Raw genomic sequence first — 17,510 nt, 5'->3', positions numbered from 1 at the left:
AGTTTTTTTATGTTTTTTGAGAAGCATAATAAATCTACTATTTGGTCAGTATTAAATATTATTTTTTAATAACAAAAATTTTATCATTGCGATCGCCTAAATCTCAAAACTTTTGGAAGCAAAAATTAGCAGGTTGTGTCACCACAAAACTAGCCCGTTGGGTGGTGAGTCACCACACCACAGATAAACCGGAAATCGGCTTTTTAGATGTCCCGATTTCCCCTGACCGGTTTTCAGGCTCTCCAGCCCCTGGTTGAAACTGTCTTTAATTACACTCACTTTCATGTTTATGAGAGTTTGCAAAGTTTCAAAGATTTGGAAATTCTGGGGGCGAGGGGTTTTGGTGAAACTCATTTTACGTTGCGGTCTGAGTTTAATCTCAATCATGCCTCAGAGTGTATACAACTCGATTTAGAGTGTGATTTGACACAAATAACTCATGCTCAGTTAGAGACTATTGGCAGTTATTTTACAGAAACGCTGACAGCAATGTCTGCACAGCCGTTGGCACATTACGAATCTCAATGTCTTTTGGGCGATCGCCAACGGCAGATGTTACTTGTGGAGTGGAATAATACCGCTACCCAATATCCCCAAGACTGCTGTATCCATCAACACTTTGAGCCGATCGCAGCACAACATCCTGATGCGATCGCCATCGTCTTTGCAGATGTAGAAACGCGACATGTCGCGTCTCTAACTTACCAACAGCTAAATCATCGAGCCAATGCCCTTGCTCATTTAGACTATATAAGTCAAGCCATCTGGCAGAGCAAAGTCGCACCTGCTGTCCAGGGACGGGTATTTGCTGTGCGAAGTATGCTCGCCTTGGTATCTTTACCGCTTGCTTATCTGATTGCAGGGCCATTAGCCGATCAAGTTTTCGAGCCATTACTTACCCCTACAGGGTTATTAGCTGGAAGCGTCGGCAAATTCATTGGTTTTGGTCGAGGATACGGTATTGCTTTGTTGTTTGTCGTGATGGGAATGCTGACTATGCTAGCGATTAAATACATATAAGCGATCGCCAACCCACCCATCTTGAAACTAAAATAATTATTATTACAATTAGTTGTACAATCCACAGAAGTTAAGGCTGCTTCTCGTGTTTCCATCTCGCTTCAGTTGAGATGCACTCTTGTTTGTGATGTGAAAACATCTACCTGTGGAGGAGTAGAAATATGACAACAAATCCATTATTGAACGAAGAAATTTAGCTCGCTGTTAACCCAGAAATTGTAAAAGATGTCTTGAGCGATCGCTCTACAAACCTAAATGCAACAATTCTTAATTTACATTTGATATACGAGCATGTTAATTTACAGGCAGACCTTGGTTCTGATGGGGCACAGCCATCAGAGGTAACGGGGAAAATTCGGTGTAAGTCCGATGCTGTCCCGCAGCTGTGATGAGACTAACAAGATTGTCTCTTAGTCAGAATGCCCGCCAGAGGTAAAAAAACATACACCCATCTGCGAGGTACAGATGCGAAATATTCTCTTTAATTGCCGTTGGGCGGTAAGGGTCATTGCGTGTAGCATAGGTGCAATGACAACTTTGATACTGTGGAACTATGCTGTGTGTGCGGTCGAAATTCCACAACCAGAAAAATTTGCCCAAAATACAGATGAACAAGAACCAGATATTGAACTGACAGTCATCGACACACTATTGAATCAGCCTGTTTTCTCTCCCTTTCGTCGCGAAGGGACAGTCAGAGATTCCACCCGACCAGTATATGTGATTACAGGTGAAGAAATCGAAGCCCAGGGGGCGCGCAATGTCAGAGAAGCGTTGCGTTTCCTTCCTGGTATTTTACCTGATGGGACAGTTGGGACGGAAGTAAATGCCTTAAGTGGTCAATTTATTCGGGGTTCAAACTCCGAACAAGTATTGATTTTACTTGATGGTAGACCGATTAACAACCTTGGTGGCGGTAGTTTTGACCTTTCCGAAATTACCAGCAACATTATTAAACGAATAGAAGTTTTACCTGGAGGAGGTTCTACCCTTTACGGTTCCTCTGCAATCGGAGGTGTGATTAGTATTATCACTCGTCGTCCCACCGAGAAAGTGACAACGCAAGCAGGTGTTACTTTTGGTGCATATGGACTCAATCAGCAGACTATTAACAATAGCGGGAAATCAGGTGATATCGGTTGGGTTTTGGGATATAATCGCATCCAAGCCGAAAATAATTATCCTTTTGCGATTCCAGAAGCTGACTTTGAAGGAACCAGGAAAAATAATGATGTTCTCTACAACAACTTCAATGTCAAGTTAGAAGCGAATTTAGGTAAACGCAATACCCTCATCCTCTCAAGCTTATATTTAGGAAAAGAACAGGGAGTACCGGGAGGCGTTCCCATTCCTGAACCTCTGTTTGGACAAGGTTATTTTAACTCCTTAACGGAGCGCGATCGCAAATACACAGACCAAGTTCTGACTGATTTAACCTGGAACTCAAAATTAGGTTCGGGAAACGATTCTCTACTTACAGCTAAACTTTACGCAGATTTTCTGAATACCCGTTTTGATAGTGGTGCTTCATTTTCGGCGCGATATGACAACGAGCAAAATTCCTACGGAATTCAAGCACAGCATAGTTGGAACTTTGCTAAAAATCAAGTTTTAGTATACGGCTTTGATTACCGTAATACTTCAGCGCGTAACAGCACTTTCAACTATTTAACTGATCAAAAAACAACTAGTTATGACGATAGCATCTCTCAAGGAGCGCTGTTTGCGAGATATGAAATTAATTTTACTCCTGATTTCACGATGAACTTTGGCTTACGCCAAGATTTTAGTAGTTTAACAAATGGCTCATTTACATCACCAAGTGTAGGTGCAAAACTAGTACTGACTGACTCTACTACCCTCAGAGCTAATTATATTCGGAATTTCCGCGCTCCAACTCTTTTTAATTTATATGCTAGAGGTTCTAGCTTTGTTGGAAATCCAGATTTGAAACCTGAAAAAGGTGATAGCTATGATATTGGGATTGACCAGAAACTTTGGAACTTTGGTTTATTACGCTTAACCTACTTCAGCAATACTATCTCAGATTTAATTGCTTATAACTTTGTAGTTCCTGTAGGTACTTATGAAAATATCGGCTTAGTTCGTACCACAGGAATTGAAGCTGTTTTGAATGTACAATTTGCAAAAAATATCTATGGTTTTGTCAATTATACACTTAATAACCCACGCATATTATCAAGTGCTAACTCTGCGGAAGAAGGAAATGAATTAAGGTTTGCTGGTGCAGATAGTTTGAATTTAGGAATTTCTTATGAAACACCAGCAGGATTATATATGGGAATACTCATGCATTCCCTCGGCGCATATCCAACCAACAATACTAATACAGAATCCTTACCTGGATATACTACTTTTGATTTGAAAATTCGAGTGCCACTAAATAATAATTTAGTATTTACTGGTAGTGTAGATAATATTTTTAATCAGCGATATCAATTATTTCCTGGTTATCCTGATGCAGGTAGAGTTTTTCAAATTGGTTTAAGTTCAAGTTTTTAGATGATAGCTGAGGTGAATTAAAACTATGACAAAGTTTATGTTTTGGAAATTGACCACTGTGCAAGGCGATGCACACAGATGACTTCATTTTAGATATAAATAACTCAAAATCAAAATTGCCATGAGTGAATTTAATCTTTGGGTAACACCATTACATCATACCGTAACCGAACCTTCACCAACAGGCGGTTATATAGAATATGAGGATTTTGATTGCAGTTGCGATGTTTTATCGCCACTACTTTACACATTATTTCAGGATAATTGGCACCAAGTAGGAGTAGGACACATTGTCCAAGGTGGTGTGTTGGAATTAGAATTTACTGCTGCACCTAAAATTTGCATTCTTTATGATGGATATCTGACTGTAGTAACGGAAGGTTGGCATCTTCACTTATGTATTGAAGCAAATTTGGGTGGTCCTCATTGTAAAACACCACTAGAATTAAGGCAACAGCGTCAAGTTAATCGTGCTGCTTTTTATCGACGTTTTAATGCAGAAGGAAATCCGAGAAGTTGGGGAATTGATTTTTGGAATGGTGCAGGCGAAAATTTGATGACAATCTTCTTACCTAATCCGTATGTTGAAGAAGAAAATTTATTACCAGAAGGAAAACCAAACTTATCGAAATTAGTTCTTTATGAAGAACTGCGAGATATTTATGTGTTAGGTAAAAAGCCAATTCCGTTTTCTAAAAATCCCTTAAAGCATCCATATATATCTGTTTGTACTTCTAGCCGTTGTCTTCCTTCTCAAAACTGGAAGCCTACTTTTGACGCAATCAAAGCAGCAGTTGAAAAAGCAGGTTTAGATATAGAAGTGAGAACATCTGGCTGTTTGGAAGTTTGTAAACTTGGCCCTGTAGTATTTTATTCAGAGGATAGAACTTGGTACACTCGCGTTCAGCCAAATGTCGCCGAAACAATTGTCAAAGAACATTTGGTTCAAGGTAAAAAAGTAGTTACTAATTCCTATCCACCAGAATCGGTTTAAATAACTACAAATCAATAATGTAGTTATTTCTGCAAAATTTTCAGATGAAAATAATAATATTTCGCCAAGCCAAAGTTTTGATATATTTGTGTCAATTTTTATTGATTGCTATTTTGGCGATCGCTTGTCATCGTACAACTATTACTACATCAAAAGACACTAAAGGATGCGTCCACAATTATAATCATAACATCGACTACTTTCCTGACAAAGTTACTATAAATTATGCCACAGGCTTTGATGTGGAATATCACAAAAACTATAAACTAGTAACAGTCAAAAATCCTTGGCAAAATGCAAAGACAGGTTTTCAATATATTTTAGTACAATGTGGAACACCCGCACCAAAGAATTTTCAATCAAGCCAAATAATTACAGTACCTATAAATACAGTCGTTTCACTTTCTACAACTCATTTACCACATTTTGCAAAGTTAGGATTAGTCGATAAGCTTATCGGTGTCAGCGATACAAAAAGAGTAAACACACCAGAAGTTATCCAGAAGATAAAAGCTGGTAAAGTAGCAGAGGTTGGTAATAGTGAGAGTATAAACATCGAAAAAATCTTAGAATTAAATCCAGATTTAATCATGACTTATGGAGTAGGAAATCCACAAATAGATAGTCATCATAAGTTAATAGAAGCCGGTTTAAAAGTAGCAATTAACGCCGAGTATATGGAAACATCTCCACTTGGACATGCAGAATGGTTGAAATTTACTGCTTTGTTTTTTAATCAAGAAAATATTGCTCAAAAAACCTTTAATCAAATCTCTACCAAATACGAAAATATCGCTTCCAAAACAAAATCTGTTAAAAATCGTCCAACTGTCTTTACAGGATTCAATTTTAAAGGTGTCTGGTATATACCAGGATGTCAAAGTTATGTAGCGAAATATTTAGCTGATGCAGGTTCTAACTATCTTTGTGCAGATAATTCTTCTGGTAGTAAGCCTTTATCATTTGAAAATGTTTTTCAACGTGCTGCAAGTGCAGATTACTGGCTTAATCTTAGTCAATCTTGGCAAAGTTTAAAAGATGTAATATCTGAAGATAATCGCTATGCTAATTTTGCAGCCGTAAAAACAGGTAATGTTTATAATAACAACGCTCGTGTCAATAATAGTGGTGGTAACGACTACTGGGAAAGCGGAACCAGCAACCCTGATATCGTCTTATCTGACTTAATTAAAATTTTACATCCAGAAATATTACCCAATCATCAGCTAGTTTACTACCGGAAACTTGAAAAATAATAGTAATTTAACATGACTTATATCTAGTGTGAATTTAGAAAGATTCCTAATTAGTGTTGATCATGTTCCCAATCAAGCATAAATTCAAAAACTTTTCATCAACAAAAATCCCAAAAGTCTTAGAAATAAACCCTCTAATTTTTTTTACCCTACTCACAGGTTTAATTTTAGCCTTTTTACTAGACTTAGCATTAGGCTCAGTCCAAATTCCCATTCAACAAGTTGTCACCATACTATTAGGAGGACAAGCAGAAAAAGCAACTTGGACTACTATTATTTTCAAATTTCGCTTACCCAAAGCCTTAACTGCAACTTTCGCCGGTGCTGCTTTAGGAGTAAGTGGATTACAAATGCAAACCCTATTTAGAAATCCATTAGCAGGGCCATTTGTGTTAGGAATTAGTTCTGGTGCTGCTTTAGGAGTAGCGCTAGTGGTACTAACAGCAAATATTACTGGTGTGGGTGTGTTATTTAAAGACTTAGGAATAATAGGTGATTTTAGTTTAGTGGTGGCAGCCAGTCTAGGTGCAGCATTAGTTTTAGGATTAGTATTACTAGTTGCTCGCCGTGTCCAAGATACAATGACACTGCTGATTTTGGGATTATTATTTGGTTATGCAACCAGTGCTGTTGTTAGTATTTTGCTGCATTTTAGTGAAACTCAGCAAATCCAATCATACTTACAATGGACTTTCGGTAGTTTTGCTGGTGTAACGTGGCGACAAATGTTAGTCTTAGCGCCTGTTGTACTCTTAGCATTGTTGATTTCGGTAATGCTATCTAAACCTTTAAATGCCTTACTTCTTGGTGAAGCTTATGCTCGTAGTCTCGGTTTAGGCGTGCAACAAGCAAGATTCTGGATTATTACCAGTGCCTCTATTTTAGCAGGTGCGATTACCGCTTTTTGTGGTCCGATCGCTTTTTTAGGTGTAGCAATTCCTCACCTTTGTCGCAGTTTGTTCAACACTTCAGAACATCGAGTCTTGATCCCTGCTGTTATCTTTATGGGAGCAATAAGCGCGTTAATTGCAGATTTACTGTCACAGCTTGCAGTTCGTCAAACGATATTACCTCTAAATTCTGTGACTGCTTTGATAGGTACTCCGGTTGTGACTTGGGTAATTTTGCGTCGTAATTCTCGCACATCTTTTCCCAAATGAATGATGTGATTCTCCATACGAGTAACCTAACTATTGGTTACAAAAGATCACGGCGTGCTACTCGCATTGTTGCATCTGATATTTCTGCATCTCTAAACACAGGTGAACTCGTCTGCTTGCTGGGTGCAAATGGGGTGGGGAAATCTACTTTGCTGCGAACCTTGGCGGGAATACAACCCCCCATCAAAGGTAAAGTGCAACTTCAAGGAAAGGACATTTACAAGTTAGCACCGCAGGAATTAGCAAAGCGTCTAAGTTTAATACTCACTGAGAAAGTTGAGGTCGGAATATTGTCAGCTTACGCTTTGGTAGCAATGGGGCGCTATCCTTACACTGATTGGTGGGGAAAGTTAACTTCTAAAGATGAAAAAATAGTTAAATGGGCAATTGAAAGTGTAGGAGCTACAGATTTAGCAAAGCGCAATGTTAGTGAACTCAGCGATGGTGAACGCCAAAAAATCATGATTGCGCGGGCTTTAGCACAAGAACCTGTTTTAATGCTATTAGATGAACCAACAGCTTTTTTGGATTTACCCCGCCGTGTGGAGATTATGCAATTATTGCGGTGTTTGGTGAGAGAAACAAATCAGGCGATTTTGCTTTCAACTCACGATTTGGATTTAGCTTTGCGCCTTGCTGATAAAGTTTGGCTTCTAACAGAAGGTGGTTTTCTACATATCGGCGCACCGGAAGATTTAGTTTTAACTGGTGTATTTACTGAAGCTTTTCAGAGCGAAGGTGTGGAATTTGACGTATACACTGGTGAGTTTCATCTCCATACACCGATTCGTGGCAAAGTTAGTCTTTTAGGTGAGGGTATGAAAGTAATGTGGACAAAGCGTGGTTTGCAACGAGCTGGATTTGTTGTGGTATCAGATAGCAATTCCCAGCTTTGTATAGAGGTGATATCTACAAGTGAAAAAGTTTTTTGGCAGGTGAGGTACAACGGTGCTGTGTCGGAACAAAACTCGATGTATGAGTTGATTCGATTTTTGAACAAAGTCGCCCCGCTAGTGAGGTAGTTAGAATGTTACATCTGTTGGGGTTATTCTCTCACCTGTCGAGTTAGCAGTCGGAATGCGGGAGCGATCGCATAACAATTCAAGGCTTATTTACTGTCTTTATGAAATAGCAAACTTATTTTAACGACTTAGCTGAGCGGCGACAAACTAAACTAGATTGGTTACACCGACAGTAGGTAAAATATAAGCCGTTACGGCGATCGTCTGCATCACACCAAAGACAATTAGCGATCGCTTGCGTCCCAAAGGATTAATCAAAAATCCGGCAGCCAATGCCCCCAAGATTCCTATACCCGCACTTACAACTCCCAATAACCAGCCAATTTCCTCCAATGACAGTCCAATATCGACTAGTGGAGGTTTAAACATAGAATTTGCCATGCTGTCACCTAGTGGGTACAGAACTAAAATGAGTAGCCAACGCCACATCCCAGGACGACGACAGAAATTGACTAGTGCTTTGAAGCTAGTGTCCCCATTTCGTCCAGCCGTAACGGTCAACCAGTTATAGAATTACACCAACTGATTACGGAATTATTTCACCCAAAGCTCGAAAGGCGCTTGCAGAAGACATTGCTGATAAATCAGAGTGGTTGGAACTCAAGCCCAACATTGCAGGTGTAGGTATCAATTTGAACGCTATTATTAGAGACAGTATCAAAGCGTTTCAGCCTAGAATTAGAGAAAAAAGATAAAGCGTTATAAACAGTGACACAAGTTAGAAATCTGCTTTGAGGTTACGATGTCAAATGTCCTAATTCAGTTTTTGTTCATTCAATAAAATCGAACCTCAAACCTTTGCTAAAGCCATGAATTATCATCTCACTCTAGCTAAAGTAGCTTCTTGAAAAAGCGTTTAGTGACAACAAGGTAAAATAGTAAAAGCGATACTTTTTGTCGAGGAAACGAGTTATGAGATTTAGCGTAACGCTTGATCGTGACGAGGATGGAATTTGGGTAGTGGAGTGTCCCAGTATTCCTGGGTGTGTGAGTCAAGGTCAGACGAAACAGGAAGCTCTTGAAAATATCAAAGATGCGATCGCGGCTTGTTTACAGGTTCGGGCAGAGCGTGGGATGCCGCTGACTGTGGAGACCTATCAGGTTGAGGTCGTCGCCTAATGGGTTCTGCTTTACCTGTATTGATATTTACCCAAAAGATTTGCCTGCACTACCTCCTGCCGTTTTTTAGTTCCATCGAACTCACGTTACATTAATTTCTTTATGTATTTCGCTTTCTGTGCAAAGTCAGAATCGAAGATGAAAAGCGATCGCAATCCCATCACATATTATTGATAAATTATTAATGTATGTGAACACCTGACTAAATTCAGGCTTGATTTTGCAAAGCGAAGGGTTTGGAAATGTTTACTGCATCAGAGACTCCTATTATTGCGACAATTTTATTAGTCGCTTTCGGAATCTTGGGTTGGGGCTTTTATCGTGCCAGACCCTATGGCAAGCTGGGAATCTTTGCCTGGTTACAGTCAGTGGTTTTAATGGCTCCCTGGCTAGTGTTTTTTGGCTTATTTGCAGCCGGGATTTACATCAATATTGTCGCCATTCTCTTGTTACTGGTAGTTTCTACGGCAATTTACATCTATTTGGGTAGACAGTTAAGGGCAGCTGGACAAGATGTAATTCTCAGACAGCGAGCCACACAAAAGCTAGCTGAGCAAGAATCCGCTCCGACACCAGAAACAACACCGACGGTGGAACCTACACAGGTAAAATTGGAGGTTCTGCCAATCCCAGAAGCAGATTTGAATGCTATCAAAAGTATTTTCGGTCTGGATACGTTTTTTGCCACAGAAACTATTGCTTATCAAGAAGGAGCCATCTTTAAAGGTAATCTGCGAGGAGAAGCAGAGATGGTTCACAACCGTCTAACTGCGAAGTTGCAGGAGGCTCTAGGTGATAAATATCGCCTTTATTTAGTTGAAAATACTGAGGGTAAACCGGTGGTGATTGTCCTACCCAGCCGCAATGATCCGCGTCCGATGAGCGTATCGCAAAAAGTATTTGCCATAATTCTGCTGGTATCAACAGTTGCCACAAGTTTAGAAGCGTCGGGCATCCTGCAAGGTTTTGATTTGTTTGCCAATGTTGCACGTTTACCAGAAACTTTACCTATTGGTTTGGGGATTTTAGTAATTTTACTGGCCCATGAAATCGGTCATTGGTTACTTGCCCGCCGTCACAACATCCGCCTCAGCTGGCCCTACTTTTTACCGGCAGTACAAATCGGCTCTTTTGGAGCAATTACTCGCTTTGAGTCTTTGTTACCTAACCGTAAAGTATTATTTGATATAGCCTTGGCTGGCCCAGCTGCTGGAGGAATTGTATCTGTGTTGATGCTGATTGCTGGATTGCTGCTTTCCCATCCAGGGAGTATGTTTCAATTACCCAATCAGTTTTTCCAAGGTTCAATTTTGGTAGGCAGTTTAGCACGGGTTGTGCTGGGTTCGGCTTTGCAGTCACCATTGGTAGATGTGCATCCCTTGGTAGTTATTGGTTGGCTGGGATTGGTAATCACAGCTTTAAACTTGATGCCTGCTGGACAACTTGATGGTGGGCGGATTGTCCAAGCCATCTACGGGCGCAAAATTGCTGGTAGAACGACCTTTGCAACTTTAATTTTGCTGGGATTAGTAGCTTTAGGTAATCCTTTAGCGATGTACTGGGCGATCGTCATTCTGTTTTTACAACGCGACTTAGAACGCCCCAGCTTGAATGAAATCAGCGAACCAGACGATGCACGCGCCGCTTTAGGTTTGTTGGCTTTATTCTTAATGGTTGCAACTCTTTTACCCCTGACTCCCGGTTTAGCTGGGCGATTGGGAATTGGATAATGAATAGTTGGTTGTTGGTTGTTGGTTGTTAGTAGTTAGTGGTTAGTAGTTAGTAATATCAAGTCCGGCTAATTACTTACGATATTATTTTGATGCAGTTGGGCATTGGGCAAGAGATTTTTCCCATTACCCATTACCAATTACCAATTACCGGTCTTCACAGATATGATAAGTCTTTAAACGGACATGATATAATTTCCGAACAACCATCAACTACCTGCCAACCACCAACTAATTCACGGCTTCCACCCGGCTAGTAGATTTGGGTAGGATGTTCCTGTGGGGAAAAGATTTTTAAAACCTGTTTGACGTTGTTGTGGTGCTTCTTTAGTCATGTTCCACAAACTTTCGTAGAAAAAGAAGGAGACGCCAGCAAAGTTGCGATCGCGTACTTGTTGCACTTGTTGGTTAATCTGTGTCATCGGTACAAATTTGCGTTTTAACCCTGTGATAATACCGATACTTACGGGTATGTGACTTTTAGCAGCTTTGACTTCTGGGTATTCTAATTCACTCGTGAAAACATTCAGGTCGTCTCGATAAACTTGTATAACTAAGTCTTCCACAAGTCCCATTCTTTCCCATTTTTGCCAGTCTGCTAAAAAGAATTCGTAGGAGAAGCGTTGCGGATTAGGTGCTACGGAGACAATACAGTTCTTATTTGCGGCTTTGATCGCTGTAAATACCCGCTTCATATAGTTGGTAATTTTGTTGGCGCGCCACTGTACCCATTCTGGATCTTTAGAGTTGGCAGGAGGCGCTTTACCACCGTGTTCTTTTTTGTATAGTGCAACTGTATAAGCGTCGTATCCTAACTCTGATGGTAAGCCAAAATGATCATCAAATTGGATGCCATCAATGTCATAGTTCCTAACTATTTCTACTATTAAATCTTGGATGAATTGTTGCACTTCCGGTCGGAAGGGATTTAGCCACACTCGATCATGAGTACCTTCTTTCCAAATTTTACTACCATCTCTACGACTAGTTAACCATTGTGGGCGACGTTTTGCTAGTTGGGAGTCGGCAGGGGCCATAAAGCCAAATTCAAACCAGGGAATGACTGTTAAGCCTTGTTGATGCCCAACGTTGACCACTTCTTTAAGCATATCTCGCCCTTGTAGACCTGGTTCTGGATCAAGCGATCGCCCAATCACCTTTTGGGCAACTTTGCTAGGATACAGCGTCCAACCCCAATTCCACACGGTCGGATAGACAACGTTAAAATTCAGCTGTTTGAGATTTTGTAATGCACTCTTGAGGCGATCGCGTTCAAACAGCACATTGCTATCAATATTAGTTAACCACACCCCCCGTAACTCTGCTATTTGCGGGCGCGTAGGTATTTGAGCCGATAGGGGAAAAGATAGCATCACTGTAGCAATCATTGACAAAGTAACCACCACAGCAAAAAACGCTAGGTTGCGGTGACTACTTTGACGAATGTTCCACACAAACAACTGCCGACAAGATTTAACAAACTTTTTCATCATTGATTGGGTACAAAATTTCACATAGCCTTCAACAAATCATCACCTATGACTGCGCAGATCTCCAAGAAGTTGCGCAAGTTTGTCAATGGTCAATAGTCATTTGTCAATAGTTAGTAGTTAGCGGTTATTCCCACTTATATCAAGTCCGGCTAATTACTTACGATATTATTCTGATGCAGTTGGGCATTGGGCAAGAGATTTTTCCCATTACCCATTACCAATTACCAATTACCGATCTTCACAGATATGATAAGTCTTCAAACGAACATGATATTACGTGCAACATCAACCTAATTTTTGTCCAAAAGTTCATCTTGAGCAAAATTACGTAAATTTATGCGTAATTTTGGGGTGATACACCACACTCTTTGTTAAAATTACTATGGGTATAATTATCAGGTCAAAACTCAATGATGTCCTTAGTTTTACCTAGTTATCGCCTTGTTTCTCAGTAGATGCATAGTATTGCTGGTTATTTAGAAAACTATAAAAAATATACTTAGGTCAAATTAATGATCAACTTAATTAAGACACAAGATGATAATACAAGCACTACAGCTGCTATTGCGAGGTTGGCGAGGGCGATAACTCTTTCCCAAGGTCAATTTTCCCTACTTTTGGTCTGCTGTAACTCTAGCAATAAACAGCAGTTAATGAGTTTGTTAAATGAATTTTTACCGATAGCGATCGCACAATTATCTCTGCCTGCTTCTGCACAAACCCTTTATACCACTATTAGCAGTGCCATTGGCTCTAATCATCCCGAAGCACTAATAGTAGATGGTTTAGAGTCCGTAGTCGCAATTAATCAACTCATCATTTCCACAAATTTAATGCGCGATGAGTTTCGTAAACAGTTTCAGTTTCCCTTGGTATTGTGGGTAAACGATGAAATCCTACGCAAACTCCTCTTGTTAGCGCCAGATCTCAAAGACTGGGCGGCTACGACGATTAGAATTGATTTGCCCGATCATATTTTAGTCTAAAAAGCTGAACCCCCACAGAAAATCTGCCGAAAAGGGATAGCATCACACAGCGAATTATTCCGCTCTAAATTTGTAGTTGTCATGAATCGAATTTCGCTCATTTGCCAGGGTGTTTTCGTTGAGTAACTGTAATCCTAATTACAATTACAAGCAATACCTGTGCCTTAGGAACAAAAGGTAAATCCATTTACGTCCAGTTGTATATCTGTGTTCAAAAACACCAAGAAACATCCTGATTGATTTAGGAATGAGACGAAATATAGATTTATCTTTGGATACTTCTGTGCTTATGTCGTTAGTTAAAATTCAACTAATGACTATAGCTAATTATTATTTTTTTATTTGGCAATATTCTCATGAAAACCACCTCAAAAAATTATCCTACCACTAAACAAGTAAAAATTTTCACTGCTTTGATATTAACTGGTATTTTGTCTGTTGGTAACGACCTTGCATTCATCAAAAATGCCAGTGCTGCTCCCAGAAATATTTTGCCAGACACAGCAAACGAAATTTTAGAAATAACTAATAAAAATAACGGCTTACCTTTACCAGTGGCAAGGGCTGTACTACGAGATGTATCGCGCACCCAAGGAGTTTTGCCCAGCAAATTGAAAATAGTTGCATACAATCAACAAACTTGGCGCGATGGTTGTTTGGGATTACCTAAACCAGATGAATTCTGCACCCAAGCTTTAGTTCCGGGTTGGCGGGTAATTGTATCTAATGGCAGTCAGAACTGGATTTATCACACTAATAGTAACGGTCGTTCTTTACGCTTAGCTAATTCTGCAACTCCTGTAAATAACCCATCAAAAAAATTACCTACTTCTGTGAAAAATGCTGTTTTAGCTGCTGCATCCCAACTTACAGGATTACCCACTTCTGGTGTACGCATTGTCAACTTTAAACAAATTACCACAGATGGCTGTTTAGGTTTGCCACGTCCTGGGGAGGCTTGTATTCAGATTGCCCAACAGGCTTGGGAAGTAAACGTACAAGCAGGAAAACAACGTTTAGTTTATCGCGCCAATCGTGATGGTTCTCAAGTCAGACTCAATCAAACTGCAAGTAAAAGCATTTTACCAAAATCCATCGCTGATGCGATTTTGGCAGATGCAGAAGAAGAGTTAGGATTACCCGCTTCCCGGCTACGGATAGTTGGTGTAGAAAGGCGAGAATGGCCAGATCGCTGTTTGGGTATTAGCGAACCCCTGATTTTATGTGCGCCGAGTGTTGTATTTGGTTGGCGGGTAACTGTCAGTGATGGACAACAGCGTTTAGTTTACCGAGTTGGTGAGCCAGATACAATTAAGCTGGATAAACAGGCTAGTAAAATAACTGTTAATAATAGCCTTAAACCTCTGCCAATTCCTACTAGCAATTTACCACCGCTTTTAGATAGTAGTGTAGTTTTCCGGCAAATTTCTAGTGGTGGTTTTGCGGGTAGAACCTACGAAACTGTTTTATTAGCTGATGGACTTTTGATGCGGACTCGCATAGGTGATGCTAATGATTCTGAACGTAGCGTTCACCACGTTTCTTTACAGAAGTTACGACAGTTTCAGCAATTGCTCGCAGCAAAAGGAGCAAAGGAATTTCAGAATCTCAGTTATCCTGCGCCTTCTGGTGCGGTTGATTACATCAGCTATACTCTCACTAGTAGTAATGGTACTGTTCAATACAACGATATTTCTCAGAATCGCTTACCACAAAATTTACAGGTTGTAGTTGCAGCCTGGAATCAGCTCCTTAGAGAGGCGCAGGAATGATGTCTTTTTAAAGGAGTAAACTCATCAAGAATGAGGTTCCCCCAGCAATACAATTGAACAAGTTAACTCTTTAATCACCTGGGTTGTCACTTCACTCACAGCTAATCCACCGGCGGTACGATAACGAGTTGATCGCAACACCACTAAGTCAAAGTTTTTGGCTTCATGAATGATGACTCTAGCCACGTCATCACCGATAACTGTTTGGATCGCAGTATTTACTTGTAACTTACTTTGAGCAGCGATATCAGACAGTTGGGATTTGAACTGATCAAGCTGAGTTGGGGGTGTTCTGCGATCGCCCACATGCAATAGTACTACTTCTGCTTGATTCCCATCTGCTAAAATTTGGGCAAATCGCAAAGCACCAACTGTTTGCCGGGTTAAATCTCCCACTGGTACAAGAATGCGCTGGATAGTTGTCGGACTACTCAATAATCTTGTCACTGCTACTGGACAATGAGAAGACCAAAACACGCTATCAATCACAGTACCAAATAAGCGGGCGCGAATACCTGTGTTACGCGACCAACCCATGACAACCAAATTGGCGTTTTGTTCGCGACTAGTACGGCAAATTCCTAAAGCGACATCATCATCAATCCGAACAGCTGGTGATACTTCCACACCAAATTCTTGACTAATTTCTAAAACACCCTGCAAGCGTTGCTGACTTTGCTCAAGTGCTGTTGTTAAGCGCGGATCATCCATCTGCACATGACCTCTGGCGATCGCCAATGGTACAATCTTCCCTGATTCGTGACGCGCCAGTAATGCAGCCATTTCGATCAAATAGCGCTGAGTTTGAGGATTATATAAGGGAACAACAACAGTGAATGGATGGTACGTTTGTCCATCCACATTACAACTATCTCCTTGCCACCACGTAGATAATTTATCTTTTGCCCAGTCTGTCTGCGGAACTATAAGTGCGCTGGCAAACCGTGCTGTGATTACTGGACCTATTATTGAAGTTACCAGCATCAACACAATGACACTATTCAACACACCCTCATTGATTAATCGTTCACCCGCAGGGTTAACTGTTTTATAGGCAACTAAAGCTGCTGCGAGTGTGGCTGCTACTTGAGGTAGTGATAGCGACCACATTGTCAGTAATTCTGCGGTGTTATAGCGGTACAATAGTTTGGCTAGAAATGCTGCTATGAATTTGCTGCCAATCAACGCTACTACAATTGCTGCAGCTAACCAAATAGAACTAAGGGTTTTGATAAAGGCAGGAATATCAATTAATAATCCCATGTCCACAAAAAAACAAGGGATAAACAAAACACTACCAATAAACTCAACTTTTTCTCTAACAGGGCTACGTCCCAACACATCATTAACAGCCAAACCTGCTAGGAATGCACCAACAATTTTTTCAACTCCAATTACCTGCGCTCCTACAGATGCTACAAATAATGCCAGCAAGATAAATAAAAACTGATTACCTTGCTCATCACCAGAACGTCGAAAGAATTCTTTTCCTGCCCAATCAAAACCAAATAAAACAACAGCAGAGTAAATTGCTAATCCAATTAAAAGTGTTATTAAACTCAGGGCTGTAAATTCTCCGCCGTGAATGCCCACACAAACTGCTAACACTAACAAAGCACCTGTATCCGTAAAAATTGTAGCTCCAATTGTGACTGTTACAGCCTCATTTGTCACAACTCCCAAGCGGCTAACAATTGGATATGCCAACAGAGTGTGCGAAGCAAGTAAAGAACCAATTAATACAGAAGTATTCCAACTAAAATTAAATAATCTACCAACAATCACTCCAGCAATTAAGGGTACTAAAAATGTTAAGCTACCAAAACCAATTGAGCGATTTTTAGTTTTACGAAACTGCCCAAGGTCAATTTCTAAACCTGCTACGAACATTAAATAAACTTTACCAATCTCCGATAGCAATTTAATTGTTTCAGATTCAGAGTTAAGTAGATTGAGTCCATTTTCACCCAGTACTACACCTGCTATCAATAAGCCAACCAAGCCGGGTAGTCGTATTTTTTCAAAAATAGGTGGTACAGTAAAAATGACTAATAGCAGAATTGTGAATGCAATAATTGGACTTTGTAATAGCAAATTTTTACCCTCTTAATATTTCAATATTTCTACGATCCAAATAATCGCTCAACTATTTTACTGTTTCCTTATACAAGGAATATGATATCTAGGATCCATTTTGATTACTGAAAATACTTGTGTAAGGAGGCAACAGGCAATAGGCAAGAAGGAAGTTAGAGGTGTACTGATTTTTTCAAAAATTAAATATGAGTCCTATAGTATTTAAAATTTGATTTATATATGATTATTTTGATAGCATAATATATTAACTAAACGTTAGCTAATTTTGTCTATCTTACCCAAGATGAAAAACTGTCTGTAGTTAGATAAATATAGTTCTATAAATATGTCTGACTGTA

Annotated in this window: 14 protein-coding genes and 1 riboswitch; of the genes, 11 read left to right on the top strand and 3 right to left on the bottom strand. The window is 40.0% G+C overall.

All coding sequences use genetic code 11. From position 1 onward, the window contains the following. Positions 1–86 precede the first annotated feature (86 nt). The 7 genes from UYK_RS26150 (at position 87) to UYK_RS0113555 (ending at position 7,975) form a co-directional block, all read left to right on the top strand. Complete coding sequence (locus tag UYK_RS26150) at positions 87–257, top strand: hypothetical protein (protein ID WP_157221825.1); 171 nt, start codon at positions 87–89, stop codon at positions 255–257. Positions 258–297: 40 nt separating this feature from the next. Continuing rightward, on the top strand, positions 298–1,020 hold the full coding sequence (locus tag UYK_RS26985; RefSeq protein ID WP_180966005.1) for a hypothetical protein: 723 nt from the start codon (positions 298–300) through the stop codon (positions 1,018–1,020). A 296-nt stretch (positions 1,021–1,316) separates the two neighbouring features. Continuing rightward, a riboswitch (cobalamin riboswitch) is annotated at positions 1,317–1,465 on the top strand. A 20-nt stretch (positions 1,466–1,485) separates the two neighbouring features. Then, a complete protein-coding gene (locus UYK_RS0113575) occupies positions 1,486–3,543 on the top strand; it encodes a TonB-dependent receptor plug domain-containing protein (protein WP_026086462.1) in 2,058 nt (685 codons plus the stop codon). A 121-nt stretch (positions 3,544–3,664) separates the two neighbouring features. Continuing rightward, positions 3,665–4,537: a (2Fe-2S) ferredoxin domain-containing protein gene (locus tag UYK_RS0113570; protein ID WP_009457219.1), complete on the top strand. Its 873-nt coding sequence runs from the start codon at positions 3,665–3,667 to the stop codon at positions 4,535–4,537. Between the two features lie 44 nt (positions 4,538–4,581). Continuing rightward, a complete protein-coding gene (locus tag UYK_RS0113565) occupies positions 4,582–5,793 on the top strand; it encodes an ABC transporter substrate-binding protein (RefSeq protein ID WP_016871562.1) in 1,212 nt (403 codons plus the stop codon). 62 nt (positions 5,794–5,855) lie between these two features. After that, the gene (locus UYK_RS0113560; RefSeq protein ID WP_009457221.1) at positions 5,856–6,953 is read left to right on the top strand and encodes an iron ABC transporter permease; all 1,098 of its coding nucleotides are present in this window, start codon (positions 5,856–5,858) and stop codon (positions 6,951–6,953) included. Beyond that, entirely contained in the window at positions 6,950–7,975 is a 1,026-nt protein-coding gene (locus tag UYK_RS0113555) for an ABC transporter ATP-binding protein (protein ID WP_009457222.1), read from the top strand. The genes UYK_RS0113560 and UYK_RS0113555 overlap by 4 nt, the downstream gene beginning before the upstream one ends. A gap of 147 nt (positions 7,976–8,122) precedes the next feature. Here UYK_RS0113555 and UYK_RS0113550 read toward each other — a convergent pair whose 3' ends face one another. Then, positions 8,123–8,476 (bottom strand): MFS transporter, encoded by a 354-nt coding sequence (locus UYK_RS0113550; protein ID WP_235182330.1) that lies wholly within the window; start codon positions 8,474–8,476, stop codon positions 8,123–8,125. A gap of 411 nt (positions 8,477–8,887) precedes the next feature. Between UYK_RS0113550 and UYK_RS0113545 the strand changes: the two genes are divergently transcribed. Both UYK_RS0113545 and UYK_RS0113540 read left to right on the top strand, forming a co-directional pair. Then, positions 8,888–9,094 carry a type II toxin-antitoxin system HicB family antitoxin gene (locus UYK_RS0113545; protein WP_009457224.1) on the top strand — a complete coding sequence of 69 codons (207 nt, stop codon included), beginning with the start codon at positions 8,888–8,890 and terminating at the stop codon, positions 9,092–9,094. A gap of 242 nt (positions 9,095–9,336) precedes the next feature. Next, the gene (locus UYK_RS0113540) at positions 9,337–10,824 is read left to right on the top strand and encodes a site-2 protease family protein (protein WP_009457225.1); all 1,488 of its coding nucleotides are present in this window, start codon (positions 9,337–9,339) and stop codon (positions 10,822–10,824) included. A gap of 236 nt (positions 10,825–11,060) precedes the next feature. Here the strand turns inward: UYK_RS0113540 and UYK_RS0113535 are convergent, their stop codons facing one another. Beyond that, complete coding sequence (locus UYK_RS0113535; RefSeq protein ID WP_016871561.1) at positions 11,061–12,314, bottom strand: glycoside hydrolase family 10-like protein; 1,254 nt, start codon at positions 12,312–12,314, stop codon at positions 11,061–11,063. 515 nt (positions 12,315–12,829) lie between these two features. Here UYK_RS0113535 and UYK_RS0113530 point away from each other — a divergent pair. Further along, positions 12,830–13,303, top strand: coding sequence for a hypothetical protein (locus UYK_RS0113530; RefSeq protein ID WP_009457227.1), 474 nt, complete (start codon positions 12,830–12,832; stop codon positions 13,301–13,303). Positions 13,304–13,659: 356 nt separating this feature from the next. Continuing rightward, the gene (locus UYK_RS0113525; RefSeq protein WP_009457228.1) at positions 13,660–15,075 is read left to right on the top strand and encodes a hypothetical protein; all 1,416 of its coding nucleotides are present in this window, start codon (positions 13,660–13,662) and stop codon (positions 15,073–15,075) included. 24 nt (positions 15,076–15,099) lie between these two features. Here UYK_RS0113525 and UYK_RS0113520 read toward each other — a convergent pair whose 3' ends face one another. Next, on the bottom strand, positions 15,100–17,169 hold the full coding sequence (locus UYK_RS0113520; protein ID WP_009457229.1) for a cation:proton antiporter domain-containing protein: 2,070 nt from the start codon (positions 17,167–17,169) through the stop codon (positions 15,100–15,102). Between the last annotated feature and the right edge of the window lie 341 nt (positions 17,170–17,510).

The organism is Fischerella thermalis PCC 7521, from assembly GCF_000317225.1.
Classification (GTDB): domain Bacteria; phylum Cyanobacteriota; class Cyanobacteriia; order Cyanobacteriales; family Nostocaceae; genus Fischerella; species Fischerella thermalis.
Note: the sequence above shows the minus strand (reverse complement) of the source record. Positions and strands in the feature narration are given on the sequence as shown.